The sequence below is a fragment of the Shinella pollutisoli genome (genome assembly GCF_024609765.1).
Taxonomy (GTDB): domain Bacteria; phylum Pseudomonadota; class Alphaproteobacteria; order Rhizobiales; family Rhizobiaceae; genus Shinella; species Shinella pollutisoli.
In genome coordinates, this window is sequence record NZ_JANFDG010000012.1 from 1 (window position 1) to 15,565 (window position 15,565).

A 15,565-nucleotide genomic window follows, 5' to 3' on the forward strand; every position below is an offset into this window, starting at 1 on the left:
CTCGGCATTCCTCGCCCTGGCAGCCGCAAAGATATGGCTGCCATACTTTGTCAACAGGACCTAAAATTCTCTCTGCTCTCACTCGCATATCTGCAGGAACAACAAGATAAGGGCTAGGCGGAGGTAAATTAGTCGTAGCAGCGGCCACACCGGAAAAATTCTCCCCCGTAGAAGCTTCGCCTATTCTACCACCATTTACGCCAAAATACGCCGCGATGTCGTGCTGCCGATCGCCACGAGCAATCATGCCCTTAACTAAAGCAGCATCACTATTATTTAAAATTCTACCGCTTCTCGACGCCCTCATCTACCACCCCTATTAGAAACCCAAAAAGTCAACTTCTTCTCTTGCATGCTTTGTATTTAAAAAAATAACCTCCGCCTTACCTATATAGTCACGCTTCCAAACTAACCAGCAATAGTCTTTAGTTCCGTTACCTGGCTTAATACCTGCTTCGATCACTAGCCCAGGAGGCATCGAAGGGCGCGGAGAGATTGGGTAAACCTTACAAAGTGGAGATTTCGGCAACCAATGTCTCTTTGTGGAAAAGCCGGCGAGCCAGACAATAGGAAGAATCGCTGCAACTTTTCCATGCGGCGGTATTATCTCTAAAGCACGGCGAACAAATTCCTCAGCACGCCCAAAGGGTGGATTCGTAATAATGTTTTCAAAATCTGGAAAGCTCTCCATAGAAAAAAAATCAGCGGTAAAGTCGCATATATCGCCCCTTTTAACAATGTCTGAGCCTATGGCGATTTTATCTAAAGACCTCGCCTGCTGGACAATCCGTCCGAATCCGCACGCAGGGTCCCAAATAGTTCCTTGAAACTCCTCAACGCGAAACAGCGCCCGAGAGCACTCATGGGGTTCGACATACCAATCAAGAGTATCCCGTGCCCAAAGGTGGGCTTGCTTGCGCCTCTTGTCGTTAATATCCAATTTCGCACCAATTATCGCGTCAGGCGCTTGTAGGTGACGCGCTTGGGGTTGACGGCGTCCGGGCCGAGGCGGCGGATCTTGTCCTTCTCGTAGTCCTCGAAGTTGCCCTCGAACCATTCGACGTGGCTGTCGCCCTCGAAGGAGAGGATGTGGGTGGCGAGCCGGTCGAGGAACATGCGGTCGTGGCTGATGATGACGGCGCAGCCGGCGAAATTCTCCAGCGCGTCCTCGAGCGCGGCCAGCGTCTCGGTGTCGAGGTCGTTGGTCGGCTCGTCGAGCAGGATGACGTTGCCGCCGGCCTTCAGCATCTTGGCGAGATGCACGCGGTTGCGCTGGCCGCCCGAGAGCGTGCCGACCTTCTGCTGCTGGTCGCCGCCCTTGAAGTTGAAGGCGCCGCAATAGGCGCGGCTGTTCATCTCGTGCTTGCCGAGCTTGATGACGTCGTTGCCGCCGGAGATCTCCTCCCAGACGGTCTTGTTGCCGTCGAGCGCGTCGCGGCTCTGGTCGACATAGCCGAGGTCGACCGTCTCGCCGACGGTGATCGTGCCCGAATCGGGCGTCTCCTGGCCGGTGATCATGCGGAACAGCGTCGTCTTGCCGGCGCCGTTCGGGCCGATGACGCCGACGATGCCGCCGGGCGGCAGCTTGAACGAGAGGTTCTCGATCAGCACGCGGTCGCCATAGGCCTTGGTGAGGTTCTCCGCCTCGATGACGACGTTGCCGAGCCGCTCGCCGACCGGGATGACGATCTGCGCGTCGCCGGGCCGCCGCTCGGCCGCCGCCTGCACCAGCTCGTCATAGGCGCGGATGCGCGCCTTCGACTTCGCCTGGCGCGCCTTGGGGCTGGAGGCGATCCACTCCTGCTCGCGGGCGAGCGCCTTCTGGCGCGTGGCCTCCTCGCGGCCTTCCTGCATCATGCGCTTGGACTTGGCCTGCAGATAGGCGGAGTAGTTGCCCTCGTAGGGGATGCCGCGGCCGCGGTCTAGCTCGAGGATCCAGCCCGTGACGTTGTCGAGGAAGTAGCGGTCGTGGGTGATCATCAGCACGGCGCCCGGATATTCGCGCAGGTGCTTTTCGAGCCAGGCGATCGTCTCGGCGTCGAGATGGTTGGTCGGCTCGTCGAGGAGAAGCAGGTCGGGCTGCGACAGCAGCAGCTTGCAGAGCGCGACGCGGCGCTTCTCGCCGCCCGACAGCGTCGTCACGTCGGCGTCGCCCGGCGGGCAGCGCAGCGCGTCCATCGCCATCTCGACCTGGCTGTCGAGGTCCCAGAGGTTCTGGCTGTCGATGACGTCCTGGAGCTTCGCCCCCTCCTCCGCCGTCTCGTCGGAATAGTTCATCATCAGCTCGTTGTAGCGGTCGAGGATCGCCTTCTTGTCGGCCACGCCCTCCATGACGTTTTCCAGCACGGTCTTGGACCCGTCGAGCTGCGGCTCCTGCGGCAGGTAGCCGAGCGTCGCGCCCTCGGCGAGCCAGGCCTCGCCGGTGAACTCCTTGTCGAGCCCCGCCATGATGCGCAGCACCGTCGACTTGCCCGCGCCGTTCGGACCGAGGATGCCGATCTTCGCGTCGGGATAGAAGGACAGGTGGATGTTCTCGAGGATCTTCTTGTTGCCGTAGGCCTTGTTGAGTCCCGACATGTGATAGATGAACTGACGCGCCATGAAGCATGCTCCGCAGGATAAGGATTTGCGCGCTATGTAGGCGAAATCTCCGCACGCGGCAATGCGCGAAGCCGCCGCCCGCTATCCGCCCTGCGCGGCCGCCGTGAAACCGGCCGTGCAGCGCGAGCGCGTCGGCGGGGAGGCCGCGGCGAGCGCCGCAAGCCCGCCCTCGCCCGGCCCCAGCCCGATGGTGAGGCCGACGACCATCTGACGCTCGCCCGCCTTGCGGCAGGAAAGCCGCACCCGCTCGCCCGTCCCGTTGCCGAAGGCCGCGTCGAAGGCGGCGCGCACCTCGGAAAGCGTCACCTCGCCGCCCGCCTTGCCGGCAAGGAGCGCCGGCACCGCCGAGGCGTTGAGCTCGTCGAGCAGGTCGAGCGAGCGGCCGTAATAGGCCTCCGGCGAGGCGGCGACGCAGCTGCCGCTGCGCAGCCATTGCTGGCGGTCGAGCCCGACGCGCACGGCCGGCATCGCCGCGGCGAGCCGCGCTTTCGTGCCGTCGGCGAGCGCCAGTTCCGGCAGGTCGATCCACTTGCCCTTGCGCGCCTGCTGCTTGAGCGACGCCTCCACGCCGCAATAGCTGCGGCGCGGCTGCCAGAGCGAATGCAGCGAGAATTGCCGCGCCTCGGATGCGGCGGCGGAAAAATCCGCGCAGCCGCGGCTCTTCGGCCGCGCGGCGCAATAGCCGGCCTGCCAGCTCACGGAGAGGACCGTGCGCGTCGCGGCGGGGGCGTCCGCCCTGGCGGCCTGGGCCGCGGCGGGCAGGGCGGGGAGAAGGAGGGACAGGCAGGCGGCAAGAACGGTCAATGCGGCATTCGACATCATGGCGAGCCTCCGCGAAAGAACAAAACGTGATCATTTACAACCGAAAATCGGAAAATTGCAACCCTGAATCAAAAGAATCTTCTCACACCGGCGGCGGATTGCCTTTCGCCGGCAAATCGCTTTGATGGAGCGCGGCACGGAGGGACGGCATGTTTTCGGATTGGCGGACGGTCGAGAGCCCGAGCGGCGCGCGGCTCGCGCTGCGCGGGCAGCCGGCGACGGGCGTCGCGCGCGGCGTGCTGCTGATCAGCCACGGTCTCGCCGAGCATGGCGGCCGCTACGCGGCGTTCGCGGCGCGCATGGCGGCCGAGGGTTTCCACGTCTACGCCCACGACCACCGCGGCCACGGCCGCACGCAGGCGCCGGACGCCCCGCCCGGCCGCTTCGCCCGCCGCGATGGCGTCGCCCGCGTGGTGGAGGATCTTCGCGCGGTGCGAGATCGCGCCGCGGGCCGCCACCCGGGCCTGCCGGTCGTGCTGTTCGGCCATTCCATGGGCGCGCTGATGGCGCTCGCCTTCGCCGAGGCGCATCCGGCCGCGATCGACGCGCTGGCGCTGTGGAACGGCAACCACGTGCCCGGCCTTGCCGGCCGCGCGGCGCAGGCGATCCTCGCCGTCGAGCGCATGCTGAAGGGTTCCGACGTGCCGAGCGGCCTTCTCGCCCGCCTCACCTTCGAGGCCTGGGCCAGGGCGGTCGGCGACGCCCGCACCGGCTTCGACTGGCTCTCGCACGATGCGGCGGAGGTCGACGCCTATGTCGCCGACCCGCTCTGCGGCATCGCGCCGACCGTGTCGCTGTGGATCGACCTCTTCGCCGCCACCTTTTCCGGCGCGTCGGCCGAAGGTCTCGCGCGGCTGCCGAAGCGCCTGCCGGTCCATCTCGTCGGCGGCGCGGAGGATCCGGCGACGGACGGCGGCCGGGCGATCCGCCGCTTCGCCGAACGGCTGCGAAAATCCGGGCTTGAGGACGTCACGGCAATCGTCTATCGCGGCATGCGCCACGAGACGCTGAAGGAGATCCCCTCCCTCGGCGCACCGGCGATCGATGCCTTCGCCGGCTGGTGCCGGCGCGTCACGGAGCGGACATGACCAGGGCGGCAAGCGCATCCCCCCACGACCAGATCGCCCACGGCCTCCTGCTCGGCGTGCTGTCGGTCCTCGTCTCGCCGATCATCGACATCTTCTCCAAGCTCGCGGTAACCTCGGTTCCCGCCGTCGAGATCACCTTCTTCCGCCTCCTCTTCCAGGCGCTGGCGCTCACGCCCATCGTGCTGATGCGCGGCACGCTGTTCGACCTCACCTGGCGCAAGACCGGGCTTCACGCCGCCCGCGGCCTGCTCGTCGCCGTCACCATGATCGCCTTCGTCACCCCGCTCGCCGTCATGGAGGTCGCCGACGCCATCGCCATCTTCTTCGTCGAGCCGATCATCCTGACGATCCTCGGCTCGGTCGTGCTGAAGGAGACGATCGGCTGGCGGCGCTACACGGCCTGCGGCGTCGGCTTCTTCGGCGCACTGCTCGTCATCCAGCCGAGCCTGAACGAGGTGGGGCCGATCGCGCTCCTGCCGGTGGTCTCCGCCTTCACGCTCGCCGTCTTCTTCCTGATCACGCGGCAGGTGGCGCGCACGGAGGATCCCTGGTCGATGCAGGTCCATGCCGGCCTCTGGGGCGCGCTGATCACCGGGCTCCTGCTCGCCTTCGGCCACGGCAGCGGCATCGCCATGCTCCAGCCCGTCCTGCCCGACCTCAAGAACGGACTCTACCTCGCCGGCGCCGGCGCGGCGGCGACGGTTTCCGGCGTGCTCGGCGTCTATGCCTATCGCGCCGCCCCCGCCTCGACGCTGGCGCCGCTGCAATATCTGGAAATCGTCTCGGCCACGGCCTTCGGCTGGTGGGTCTTCGGCCATTTCCCGAACGGGCTGAAGTGGCTCGGCATCGCCATCATCATCGCCTCCGGCCTCTACGTCATCTGGCGCGAGCGCAAGATCAACAAGGTGGCGACGATCCCGACCGTGACCCCGCCCGTCTGAGTTCTCCCGCACGCGCATAACCTCAGTCGAAGGCGTCATGATCTCGGCCGTGCCTTCGGCTATCGCCATCCCGGGCTTTTTGTTATCCAGACGGCGAAGACATCCCTCGGGGAGGCAAGCGCGATGGAAAAGAAGGACCTGCCGCTTTCCGGCATCAGGGTCGTCGAGCTGGCGCGGGTTCTCGCCGGTCCCTGGGCGGGCCAGATGCTCGCCGACATGGGCGCCGACGTCATCAAGGTCGAGAACCCCGACGGCGGCGACGACACCCGCGCCTGGGGCCCGCCCTTCGTCACCGGCAGGGACGGCGGGAACCTCTCGGCCGCCTACTACCACGCCACCAACCGCGGCAAGCGCTCGATCGCCGTCGACCTCAAGACGGAGGAAGGCCGCGAGACCGTGCGCCGGCTGATCGCCACGGCCGACGTGGTGATCGAGAACTTCAAGGTCGGCGGCCTCGTCAAGTACGGCCTCGACTACGCGAGCCTCGCGAAGGACCATCCGCGCCTCGTCTACTGCTCGATCACCGGCTTCGGCCAGGACGGGCCCTATGCGGCGCGCGCCGGCTACGACTACATCGTCCAGGGCATGTCCGGCTTCATGTCGGTGACGGGCGCGCCGGACGGCGAGCCGATGAAGGCGGGCGTGGCCATCGCCGACATCTTCACCGGCATCTATGCCGTGGCGGCGATCCAGGCGGCCCTCATCCACGTCATGAAGACCGGCCGCGGCCAGCATGTCGACATGGCGCTGCTCGACGTGCAGTCGGCGGTGATGGCGAACCAGAACATGAACTTCCTCGCCTCCGGCGTCGCCCCCGTCAGGCTCGGCAACGCGCATCCCAACATCTCGCCCTACGAGGTGGTGCCGGCGGCCGACGGCCACGTCATCCTCGCCGTCGGCAACGACGGCCAGTTCCGCAAGTTCTGCGCCATTCTCGGCCTTGCCGGCACCGGCGAGGACGAGCGCTTCTCGACCAACCGCGCCCGCGTCGCCAACCGCATCGAGCTGCGCCGGCTCGTGACGGAGAAGACGGCGGGCTGGGCCAAGGCCGACCTGCTTGCCGCCTGCGAGCGCGAGGGCGTGCCGGCCGGTCCCATCAACTCCATCGCCGAGACCTTCGCCGACCCGCAGGTGAAGGCACGGGGGCTGCGCATCGACCTGCCCGACGCCGACGGCAACCTGATCCCCGGCGTGCGCACGCCGATCGTCTTCTCCGGCACGCCGCTTGCCTACGACCGGCCGAGCCCGCGGCTCGGCGAGCACACGCAGGCGGTGCTCTCGGAACTCGAAACCCTCGAAACAGGAAAGAAAACCGCATGAAGACCGGCGGCCAGCTCATCGTCGACGCCCTCGTCGCCAACGGCGTGAAGCGCATCGCCTGCGTGCCGGGCGAAAGCTACCTCGCCGTGCTCGACGCGCTGCACGACACCGATATCGACGTCCTCGTCTGCCGCCAGGAAGGCGGTGCGGCGATGATGGCGGATTGCTGGGGAAGGCTCACCGGCGAGCCCGGCATCTGCATGGTGACGCGCGGCCCCGGCGCCACCAATGCGTCGGCCGGCCTGCACATCGCGCGGCAGGATTCGATCCCGATGATCCTCTTCATCGGCCAGGTGCAGCGCGACGCGCGCGAGCGCGAGGCCTTCCAGGAGATCGAATACCGCCGCGCCTTCACCGAGGTCGCCAAATGGGTGGCCGAGATCGACGACGCCCGCCGCATCCCGGAATTCGTGACCCGCGCCTTCGCGGTGGCCACCTCCGGCCGGCCCGGCCCGGTCGTGCTGGCGCTGCCGGAGGACATGCTGACGGATACGGTCGAGGCGCCCGTGCCGCTGCCCTACATGCCGGTCGAGGCGCATCCCGGCGCAAGCCAGATCGCGGCGCTCGAAACGCTGCTGGAGAAGGCGGACCGCCCTATCGTCATCCTCGGCGGCACGCGCTGGACGGAGGAGAGCGTGGCGGGCTTCACCGCGTTTGCCGAACGCTGGTCGCTGCCCGTCGCCTGCTCCTTCCGCCGGCAGATGCTGTTCGACCACCTGCACCCGAACTATGCGGGCGATTCCGGCATCGGCATCAACCCGGCGCTGGGCAGGGAGATCCGCGAATCCGACCTCGTGCTGCTCGTCGGCGGGCGCTATTCGGAAATGCCGTCCGCCACCTACAGCCTGCTCGAAAGCCCCTACCCCGCGCAGACCCTCGTCCACGTCCATCCCGATCCCTCCGAGCTCGGCCGCGTCTACCGGCCGACGCTGGCGATCGCCGCGGCACCCGCGGAGTTCGTGGAGGCGCTGGACGGCGTCGCGCCAAAGGCCGCCCCTGGCTGGGCGGCGCGCACGGCGGCGATGCATGCATCCTACCTGAAATGGTCCGTCCCGCCCGCGACCGGCCCGGGCGGCGTGCAGATGGGCCCGATCATGGAATGGCTGGAGGAAAACACGGCCGGGGATACGATCTTCACCAACGGCGCCGGCAACTACGCGACCTGGGTGCACCGCTTCCACCGTTTCCGCCGCTTCGCCACGCAGGCAGCGCCCACCTCCGGCTCAATGGGCTACGGCCTGCCGGCGGCGGTCGCCGCCAAGCAGCTCTTCCCGGAGCGAGAGGTGATCTGCTTTGCCGGCGACGGCTGCTTCATGATGCACGGCCAGGAATTCGCGACGGCGGTGCGCTACAAGCTGCCGATCATCACCGTCGTCGTCAACAACGGCATCTACGGCACGATCCGCATGCACCAGGAGCGGGAATATCCGGGCCGCGTCAGCGCGACCGACCTCACCAATCCGGATTTCGCGGCCCTTGCCGTCGCCTATGGCGGCCACGGCGAGACGGTGGAGAAGACCGAGGACTTCGCCCCCGCCTTCCTGCGGGCAAGGGAGAGCGGCAAGCCGGCGATCATCGAGATCAGGCTCGACCCCGAGGCGATCACGCCGACGCGCACGCTGTCGGACATCCGGGAAGGGAAGTAGGCGGGCGGGCCTTGCCCCTCATCCCGCTGCCGCCACCTTCTCCCCGCAAGCGGGGAGAGGGATATGCCGGCCCGTTTTCCGGATTTCAGGAAACCATCGCCACGTCTTCCTTCTCCCCGTTTGCGGGGAGAAGGTGCCGGCAGGCGGATGAGGGGCAGCTCCGCCCCTACCCCCTGATATGCCGCGTCTGCTCGTAAATCTTCGTCGAGCGCGCGCCGGAGCGGCAGTAGCCGAGCATCGGGCGCGGCAGTTCGTCGAGCGCGTCGACCATGCCGCGCACGGCCTCCGCCGTCACGCCCATCGCGCCGACGGGAACGTGGGCGACCTCGATGCCGAGCGCCTTCGCGCGCGCGGCGATCTCGGAGAATTCCGGCTGGCCGGGCTGCTCGTGGTCGGGCCGGTGGCAGACGATCGACTTGAACCCCATGGCGGCGATGGCGTCGAGGTCCTCGACGGAAATCTGGCCGGCGACGGAATATTCGTCGTTGATCGCGCGGATGTCCATGGATGATCCTTTCCGAATTGGTGCGCAAACCGTTTAAGCCCGCGCGGGGCGAGCGTCAATCAGCGGACCTCGAAGGAAAGCCCGTAGCCGACGCTGGCGCCGGGCGAAAGCGCCGGCGCCTCGCCGGCGGCGATCAGTTCCGCGCGCGGGGCGAGCCGGTGGCTCACCGGCTCGATGCCCATGACGGCGCAGCCCGGCGACTGGTTGCGCCAGACCTGGAGGAAGGGCAGCGTGTCCACCCGGAAGCGCACGGAGAGGCTGCGCCCGCCGAGCGCCGCGATCGGCCCGATTGCCACCTCCGCCCAGCCGTGCTCCGCGGTCTCCGCCGCCGGCACGCAGAAGATCCGCACGTCGCCCTCGTCGAAGCGCCAGGGCAGGCTGCCGCCGGGCAGCATCGCGCCCGAAAGCCGCGTGTCCCCGTCGAAGAGCCCCGTGCCGATGTTCATGTGATACATGGCGAAGGCCGGCCAGGCGCCCTCGCCCGTGTTCGTCACCCGGTCGTCGAGGGCGATGTGGCCGGTCGTGCGGTCGGCGCGCCAGCGGCGGAAGAGTTCCGCCCTGCCGCCGTTCGCGAGCGCGACGGGAACGCGCCCCTCGCAGATCGCCGCGCGCGCATCCTCCTCGGTGACGACGTCGCGCGCCTCATGCGAGGAGAGCGAGCCGTGCAGCGGATAGCGGCGCCCGTCCGCCGCGCCCTCCACCGTCTCGGGATGGCGGATATGGTCCGGCCCGCAGGAGAAGAGGAAGCCCGGCAGCGCCCGGTCGATGCGCGGATCGCCGTCGGACGGGATCGCCGTGCCCGGCGCCAGCTCGACGCCGTGGAAGACGGCGCTGCCGATGTCGAGGACGGACTGCGGCGTCAGTTCGAGGCGAAAGGACTGTTCGGGCGTGTCGGCGGTCAGGGCGAGGGTCATTCCGGGGCTCCGCGGGGCGATTTGCGGGCGCCATGCTAGAGCGGCGGCAACGGCAATGCCATGGGGCAGCGACGCTCCGCCCACATTTTTGCCGGAGGCCGGCGGCAGCTTTTCGCATGCCGCGTTGACCGATCGTTCACCATCGATTCAGCTTTTCCATATTAAGGTCGGATTTGCGGTGTTTCGTCCGCGCGCAATATGCAATATGACGGGTCGGGTATCGTGAATTCCATAGTCAGAACAAGCATTTCGCTGCTCATGGCGGCAACGGCGGCAAGCCTTGCGGCGCTGCCCGCCGACGCCCAGCAGCGTTACGGCCGCCGCGACACGATCCTCGTCTCGCCCGAAGGCTACGTGCTCGACTACATCCCCGACGACGCCCGCGTGATGCGCGACAGCCGCGGCCGCACCGTCTATGTCGACGCCTGGGGCGACGTCATCGCGATCGCCGAGCCCGCCGACCGCCGTTATGCCCGCTCCGAGCGCTACAACCCGCGCCGCGACCGCTACCGCCCCGTCACCGGCTATCCGGACGGCGACGCCGGCTATTTCCCGCCGGCACCGGACGACGGCTACGGCTACGGCGACGAGCTGACGACCGGCTCCGTGCCGGAGCTGCGCGAGGCGCTGCCCGGCGGGATCGAGCGCCAGCCGCTGCCCGACTATTCGACCGGCGACGACATGGCGGCACTTCCCGCCGACGGCGGCACGGCGGCCGACAGCGAGTTCGTGCCCGGCCCGACGTTCGACGCGGCGATCGCCATCGGCAAGAAGACCTCGGCCGAGATCACGGCGCTGCAGGTGTTTCTGGACCGCGAGGGCTTCTCGCCGGGCGTGATCGACGGCAAGAAGGGTTCCAACGTCGTGAAGGCCATCGAGGCCTGGCAGAAGGCGACCGGCGAGACGCTCGATCCGAACGACACCGACGACATCCTCGAGCGGCTGCGGCTTTCGGGCGGCATGGCCTTCACCACCTACGAGATCACCGCCGCCGACGCCGCCGGCCCCTACGTGGCCGCCATCCCCGACGACTATGCCGAGAAGGCCGCGCTGCCGCACCTCTCCTATACCTCCACCGTGGAGATGCTGGCGGAGAAGTTCCACATGGACGAGGCCTATCTCCGCGAGATCAACCCGGGCGTCGACTTCACCATCCCCGGCACGATCGTCAAGGTCGTCGACATCGGTGCGGCCAAGACCGGCAAGGTGGCGAAGATCCTCGCCGACAAGGGCCGCAAGCAGGTGCTCGCCTATGACGAGGCCGGCAACCTGATCGCCGCCTATCCGGCGAGCATCGGCTCCGCCGACACGCCCTCGCCCTCCGGCCTCGTGACGGTCGAGCGCGTCGCGCTCAATCCGGGCTACACCTACAATCCGAAGATCAACTTCAAGCAGGGCAACAACGACAAGGTGCTGACGCTCCAGCCCGGTCCGAACGGCCCGGTCGGCACCGTCTGGATCGCCCTCTCCAAGCCCACCTACGGCATCCACGGCACGCCGGAGCCCTCCAAGATCGGCAAGACCCAGAGCCACGGCTGCATCCGCCTCACTAACTGGGACGCGACGGAGCTTGCCAAGATGACGAGCCCGGGGGTGACGGTGGAGTTCGTGGACTAGGGAGTCCGGGAGGACTTACCCTCTCCGGCCCGAAGGCCATCGCATTGGGAACGAGGAGCGTGCCGTTTACTCCTTCTCCCCGGCGGGGAGAGGTCGCGGCAGCGGGATGAGGGGGACGCCGCAGGCGAATTCATGCCTGCAACGGCGCGCCCCACCCCCTCACCCGACCCTTCGGGCCACCTTCTCCCCGCCGGGGAGAAGGAGAAAATCGCAACGCCGCGTTTCATCGGCGACAGCTCCCTGCCTCAAGCCGCCCTGACATACCCCGAGCCGCGCGCCGCTTGCGCCGTGCCGCCGGTGCGGAAGGCGCGGAGCTGATCGGCGATGGAGGCGGCCTCCTGGGTGAGCGCCTGGCTTGCGGCATTCGCCTCCTCGACCATCGCGGCGTTCTGCTGGGTGATCTGGTCCATGGCGTTGATCGCCTGGTTGACGGCCTGCAGCCCGGTCGCCTGCTCGGCGGTCGAGGCGCGGATCGCCGTGAAGACCGAGCTCACCTCCACGACCTGGGCGACGATCTGGCGCAGCGACTGGGCGACCTCGTTGACCGAGCGCACGCCGCCCTCGACCTGGCCGTGCGACTTGGCGATGAGGTTCTGGATGTCCTTCGCCGCGTCGGCGCAGCGCTGCGCCAGCGCCCTGACCTCGGAGGCGACGACGGCGAAGCCGCGGCCCGCCTCGCCGGCGCGCGCCGCCTCGATGCCGGCGTTGAGCGCGAGCAGGTTCGTCTGGAAGGCGATCTCGTCGATCACTTCTATGATATTGGCGATGGCCGCGGAGGACTGCTGGATCTCGCCCATGGCGGTGATCGCCTGCTCGACCACCTCGCCGCTGCGCTCGGCATTGCCGCGCGCGGCCATCACCAGCGTGTTGGCCTCGTTGGCGCTCTGCGCCGTCTGGCGCACGGTGGTCGTCACCTCCTCGACGGCGGCCGCCGTCTCCTCCAGGTTCGCGGCCTGCCGCTCGGTGCGCTTGGCGAGGTCGTCCGAAGCCGCGGCGATCTCCTGGGCACTCAGATGGATCGAGCCCGCGCCCGCGCCGATGCCGGCGATCGCCTGCGACAGCGCGGAGACGGCATGGTTGAAGTCCTCGCGCAGCGCCTCGTAGGCGGACGGCAGCGGGCCCTCGATGCGCGCCGTGAGGTCGCCGTCGGCGACACGCTTCAAGGCCGCGCCAAAACTATCGCCGACGATCCGGCGCTCCTCGGCCACGACCTCAGCCTGCACCGCCTGCTGCTTGGCGAGGTCGGACATGTCCATGTAGACGGAGATCGACAGGTCCATATCGAGGAACATCGCCTTGAGCAGGCTGGAGAAGGTCGCGGCGAATTCCTCCGGTCCCGTCCCCTGGCGGGCGAAGAGCCCCTGCTTCGGCCAGAGCGCCTTGACGGCCTCCGTCAGCAGGTGCTCGACGATCAGCGCGTAGCCGCCGATGTACCAGCGCGGCTCCAGGCCGATGCGCGCGTGCACGTGACCGATCGTCTGCACCTTCGTCGCATAGTCGCCGGTGAAGTCGCCCGTAGCGATGTTCGCCCAGTGGCCGAGCTGCGCGTTCTTCGCCCGCTCCATGTGCGCGTCGCTGGAGAAGAGATGGTTGACCTCCGGGCTCTTGCGCACGATCGCGTAGAACTTGTCGAGCGCCGGGCCGAGCTCCTTGTCGATGAAGGGCTTCAGGCTGCGCAGCCGCTTCAGCGCGGCCTCGTCCAGGCCGAGATAGTCCAGACGGCGCGCGATATCGTGGTTCTGGCTGGCGGTCTGCGGGGTGTGCTTCATTCTGGCGGTTTCCTGACGGCTCGAGAGAACGGGAGGAAAGCGGGCACTGTCCTTCGAGGGGGTGGCACCGCAAGCACCACGCCACCCCGCAACCCCTCATGGGTCCTGCCGAAGGCGCGGGGCCTCCACGGAAAGCTTTCTGACGCGATATCATTAGGTTAGCCAGGGTAAATTGTTCGTTACCAACTTGCGTTCCGTCACGAAAAACGGCCGCGTCCGAAGACGCGGCCGTTCCTGCTTTCCGTCAATTCCAAGCGCGTCAGGCGGCCCGGCGGATCGTCTGGAAGAAGCCTCGCCCGGCTCTCTCGCGATTGCGCAGCGGCAGGAGGCGCAGCACCTCCTCGGCGAAGAGGCGTGCGTTCTCGCAGGCCTTGTCGAGGTTGCTCACCCTGGCCGGGTCCATCGAGCGCAGCGTGCCGCCGCAGTCGAAGATGTCGCGGAAGGCGGTGCGCTCGCCGATCGGCGTGTCGAGCACGGTGACGCCGCGCGCGGAAAGCAGCGCCTTGATGGCCGCCATGGCGCGGGTCGTCACCAGCGAGCTCACGCGGGTGAGAACGACGGAATGGGCGATGCGGATGCCGGCCCTCTCGTCGAGCTGCTTCAAAAGCTCGAGGATCTGCGCGGCACCGCGCGCATCCATCGCACAGCCCTGCACGGGGATCATCACGTGGTCCGAAAGCCCGATGGCCGTGGCGACGAGCGCGTCGCGGGCGCCGGCGAGGTCGATGACGAAATAGTCCGTCGTCCCGCGGTTCTCGCGGATATGGCACTGGAGGGAGGCCGTCGCGACCTCCGAGATGACGGCGATGTTCTTCTGCGGGCCGGAGATCTCGTGCCAGTGGCTGATCCAGCGCTGCGGGTCGGCGTCGAGGATGGTGACGCGGTGGCCCTGGCTTGCGAGCTCCGTGGCGAGGATCAGGGCCGCGGTGGTCTTGCCGGCGCCGCCCTTGGCATTGGCGAATGTGATGACTGGCATGTCTTTCCTCGTGAATGCTGCGAGCTGGTCATCGCTCTCGTCAGACGGCCCGGTTGGGAATGGCGCCCGCTTGATGAAACCTTTCAAAACATGGTTAACGAAACGGAAATGCGCGCCTCGCGAAGATTAACGAGGCGCGGCCGCAAACTTGCGCTTTCTCAAGGAAAAGGCCCGGAGAACGGGCGTTTCCGGGCCTCTGCCAATTGTTAACGATGAGAATTCAGATGCATTCGACGAAGAGCGTCTTCGCCGCGTCGAGCGTCAGCTCCACCGGGTTGCCACCGGCCGTCGGGTCGACGATCGCCATTTCCGCCATCTCGTCGATCCGGTCGATGCCGACGCCGAGCGCGGCAAGCTTGTCCGGCACGCCGAGCTCCTCGCGCAGCCTGAGCACGTATTCGAAGAAGCCGTCGAAGCCGCCGTCGATGCCGAGATAGGCGGCGGCACCGGCGATCCGCGCCTCGATCGCCGGGCGGTTGAAGGTCAAGACCGGCGGCATCACCACGGCGTTGGTCATGCCGTGATGGGTGTTGTAGATCGCGCCGACCGGATGCGACAGCGAGTGGATCGCCCCGAGCCCCTTCTGGAAGGCGACCGCGCCCATGGCCGCGGCCGACATCATGTGGGCCCGCGCCTCGATGTCCGTGCCGTCCCTGTAGGCGCGCGGCAAAAATTCCTTGACGAGGCGCATGCCTTCGAGCGCGATGCCCTGGCTCATCGGGTGGTAGAAGGGCGAGGAATAGGCTTCCAGGCAATGGGCGAAGGCGTCCATGCCGGTGCCGGCGGTGATCGCCTTCGGCATGCCGACCGTCAGCTCCGGGTCGCAGATCGTCACGGACGGCAGGAACTTCGGATGGAAGATCACCTTCTTCGTATGCGTTTCGGAATTGGTGATGACCGAGGCGCGGCCGACCTCCGAGCCGGTGCCGGCCGTCGTCGGCACGGCGACGATCGGGGCGATGCCGTCGGAGTTGGCGCGCGTCCACCAGTCGCCGATGTCCTCGAAGTCCCAGACCGGCCGCGTCTGGCCGGCCATGAAGGCGACGGCCTTGCCGAGGTCGAGGCCGGAGCCGCCGCCGAAGGCGACGACGCCGTCATGGCCGCCGTCCTTGAAGGCCTTCACGCCCGCGTCGAGGTTCCTGTCGTTCGGGTTCGGGTCGACGTCGGCGAAGATCGCCCGGCCGAGGCCGGCGGCGTCGAGGATGTCGAGCGCCCCTTGGGTGATCGCCATCGTCGAGAGGCCGCGGTCGGTGACGAGCAGCGGCTTCCTCATGCCGACGGCCTTGCAGTGGTCGGCGAGTTCCTTGATGCGGCCGGCGCCGAACTTGATGGCGGTCGGGTAGCTCCAGTTGGCGGTGATGGTCAT

13 protein-coding genes and 1 pseudogene are annotated in these 15,565 nt (G+C 67.5%); 5 read left to right on the top strand and 9 right to left on the bottom strand.

Translation table 11 applies throughout. From position 1 onward, the window contains the following. From NNZ72_RS11215 to NNZ72_RS11230, 4 genes and pseudogenes are all read right to left on the bottom strand, one after another. Positions 1–307 (bottom strand): annotated as a pseudogene (locus NNZ72_RS11215) (hypothetical protein); the annotation flags it as partial. Positions 308–319: 12 nt separating this feature from the next. Beyond that, entirely contained in the window at positions 320–940 is a 621-nt protein-coding gene (locus NNZ72_RS11220) for a TRM11 family methyltransferase (protein ID WP_257315401.1), read from the bottom strand. An 11-nt stretch (positions 941–951) separates the two neighbouring features. Next, entirely contained in the window at positions 952–2,601 is a 1,650-nt protein-coding gene (gene ettA, locus NNZ72_RS11225; protein WP_257315402.1) for an energy-dependent translational throttle protein EttA, read from the bottom strand. Between the two features lie 81 nt (positions 2,602–2,682). Next, entirely contained in the window at positions 2,683–3,423 is a 741-nt protein-coding gene (locus NNZ72_RS11230; RefSeq protein WP_257315403.1) for a ribonuclease T2 family protein, read from the bottom strand. 149 nt (positions 3,424–3,572) lie between these two features. Here NNZ72_RS11230 and NNZ72_RS11235 point away from each other — a divergent pair, with 149 nt between their 5' ends. The 4 genes from NNZ72_RS11235 (at position 3,573) to NNZ72_RS11250 (ending at position 8,418) form a co-directional block, all read left to right on the top strand. Next, entirely contained in the window at positions 3,573–4,511 is a 939-nt protein-coding gene (locus NNZ72_RS11235) for an alpha/beta fold hydrolase (RefSeq protein WP_257315404.1), read from the top strand. Beyond that, positions 4,508–5,452, top strand: coding sequence for a DMT family transporter (locus NNZ72_RS11240; protein ID WP_257315405.1), 945 nt, complete (start codon positions 4,508–4,510; stop codon positions 5,450–5,452). The genes NNZ72_RS11235 and NNZ72_RS11240 overlap by 4 nt, the downstream gene beginning before the upstream one ends. Before the next feature lie 123 nt (positions 5,453–5,575). Continuing rightward, positions 5,576–6,772: a succinate--glutarate CoA-transferase gene (caiB, locus tag NNZ72_RS11245; RefSeq protein WP_257315406.1), complete on the top strand. Its 1,197-nt coding sequence runs from the start codon at positions 5,576–5,578 to the stop codon at positions 6,770–6,772. Continuing rightward, positions 6,769–8,418 carry a thiamine pyrophosphate-binding protein gene (locus NNZ72_RS11250; protein WP_257315407.1) on the top strand — a complete coding sequence of 550 codons (1,650 nt, stop codon included), beginning with the start codon at positions 6,769–6,771 and terminating at the stop codon, positions 8,416–8,418. The genes caiB and NNZ72_RS11250 overlap by 4 nt, the downstream gene beginning before the upstream one ends. A 166-nt stretch (positions 8,419–8,584) precedes the next feature. On the opposite strand, the gene NNZ72_RS11255 is transcribed toward NNZ72_RS11250, so the two are convergent. Both NNZ72_RS11255 and NNZ72_RS11260 read right to left on the bottom strand, forming a co-directional pair. Next, the gene (locus NNZ72_RS11255) at positions 8,585–8,923 is read right to left on the bottom strand and encodes a protein tyrosine phosphatase family protein (RefSeq protein WP_257315408.1); all 339 of its coding nucleotides are present in this window, start codon (positions 8,921–8,923) and stop codon (positions 8,585–8,587) included. Between the two features lie 59 nt (positions 8,924–8,982). Beyond that, positions 8,983–9,837, bottom strand: coding sequence for a DUF4432 family protein (locus NNZ72_RS11260; protein ID WP_257315409.1), 855 nt, complete (start codon positions 9,835–9,837; stop codon positions 8,983–8,985). 258 nt (positions 9,838–10,095) lie between these two features. On the opposite strand from NNZ72_RS11260, the gene NNZ72_RS11265 reads away from it, so the two are divergent. Beyond that, positions 10,096–11,454: a L,D-transpeptidase family protein gene (locus tag NNZ72_RS11265; protein ID WP_257315410.1), complete on the top strand. Its 1,359-nt coding sequence runs from the start codon at positions 10,096–10,098 to the stop codon at positions 11,452–11,454. 245 nt (positions 11,455–11,699) lie between these two features. Here NNZ72_RS11265 and NNZ72_RS11270 read toward each other — a convergent pair whose 3' ends face one another. The 3 genes from NNZ72_RS11270 to NNZ72_RS11280 all read right to left on the bottom strand — a co-directional run bounded on the left by NNZ72_RS11270 (position 11,700) and on the right by NNZ72_RS11280 (position 15,565). Beyond that, positions 11,700–13,223: a globin-coupled sensor protein gene (locus NNZ72_RS11270; protein WP_257315411.1), complete on the bottom strand. Its 1,524-nt coding sequence runs from the start codon at positions 13,221–13,223 to the stop codon at positions 11,700–11,702. A 259-nt stretch (positions 13,224–13,482) separates the two neighbouring features. Continuing rightward, positions 13,483–14,199, bottom strand: a complete 717-nt coding sequence (locus NNZ72_RS11275; RefSeq protein WP_257315412.1) for an AAA family ATPase — start codon at positions 14,197–14,199, stop codon at positions 13,483–13,485. A gap of 220 nt (positions 14,200–14,419) precedes the next feature. Continuing rightward, on the bottom strand, positions 14,420–15,565 hold the full coding sequence (locus NNZ72_RS11280; protein WP_257315413.1) for an iron-containing alcohol dehydrogenase: 1,146 nt from the start codon (positions 15,563–15,565) through the stop codon (positions 14,420–14,422).

Bases quoted from the DNA above. Each gene is read 5' to 3' on its own strand.
- NNZ72_RS11275 (WP_257315412.1), bottom strand. From the start codon at position 14,199: ATGCCAGTCATCACATTCGCCAATGCCAAGGGCGGCGCCGGCAAGACC.
- NNZ72_RS11260 (WP_257315409.1), bottom strand. From the start codon at position 9,837: ATGACCCTCGCCCTGACCGCCGACACGCCCGAACAGTCCTTTCGCCTC.
- NNZ72_RS11280 (WP_257315413.1), bottom strand. From the start codon at position 15,565: ATGACCATCACCGCCAACTGGAGCTACCCGACCGCCATCAAGTTCGGC.
- caiB (WP_257315406.1), top strand. From the start codon at position 5,576: ATGGAAAAGAAGGACCTGCCGCTTTCCGGCATCAGGGTCGTCGAGCTG.
- NNZ72_RS11270 (WP_257315411.1), bottom strand. From the start codon at position 13,223: ATGAAGCACACCCCGCAGACCGCCAGCCAGAACCACGATATCGCGCGC.
- ettA (WP_257315402.1), bottom strand. From the start codon at position 2,601: ATGGCGCGTCAGTTCATCTATCACATGTCGGGACTCAACAAGGCCTAC.
- NNZ72_RS11230 (WP_257315403.1), bottom strand. From the start codon at position 3,423: ATGATGTCGAATGCCGCATTGACCGTTCTTGCCGCCTGCCTGTCCCTC.
- NNZ72_RS11265 (WP_257315410.1), top strand. From the start codon at position 10,096: ATGGCGGCAACGGCGGCAAGCCTTGCGGCGCTGCCCGCCGACGCCCAG.
- NNZ72_RS11250 (WP_257315407.1), top strand. From the start codon at position 6,769: ATGAAGACCGGCGGCCAGCTCATCGTCGACGCCCTCGTCGCCAACGGC.
- NNZ72_RS11240 (WP_257315405.1), top strand. From the start codon at position 4,508: ATGACCAGGGCGGCAAGCGCATCCCCCCACGACCAGATCGCCCACGGC.
- NNZ72_RS11255 (WP_257315408.1), bottom strand. From the start codon at position 8,923: ATGGACATCCGCGCGATCAACGACGAATATTCCGTCGCCGGCCAGATT.
- NNZ72_RS11235 (WP_257315404.1), top strand. From the start codon at position 3,573: ATGTTTTCGGATTGGCGGACGGTCGAGAGCCCGAGCGGCGCGCGGCTC.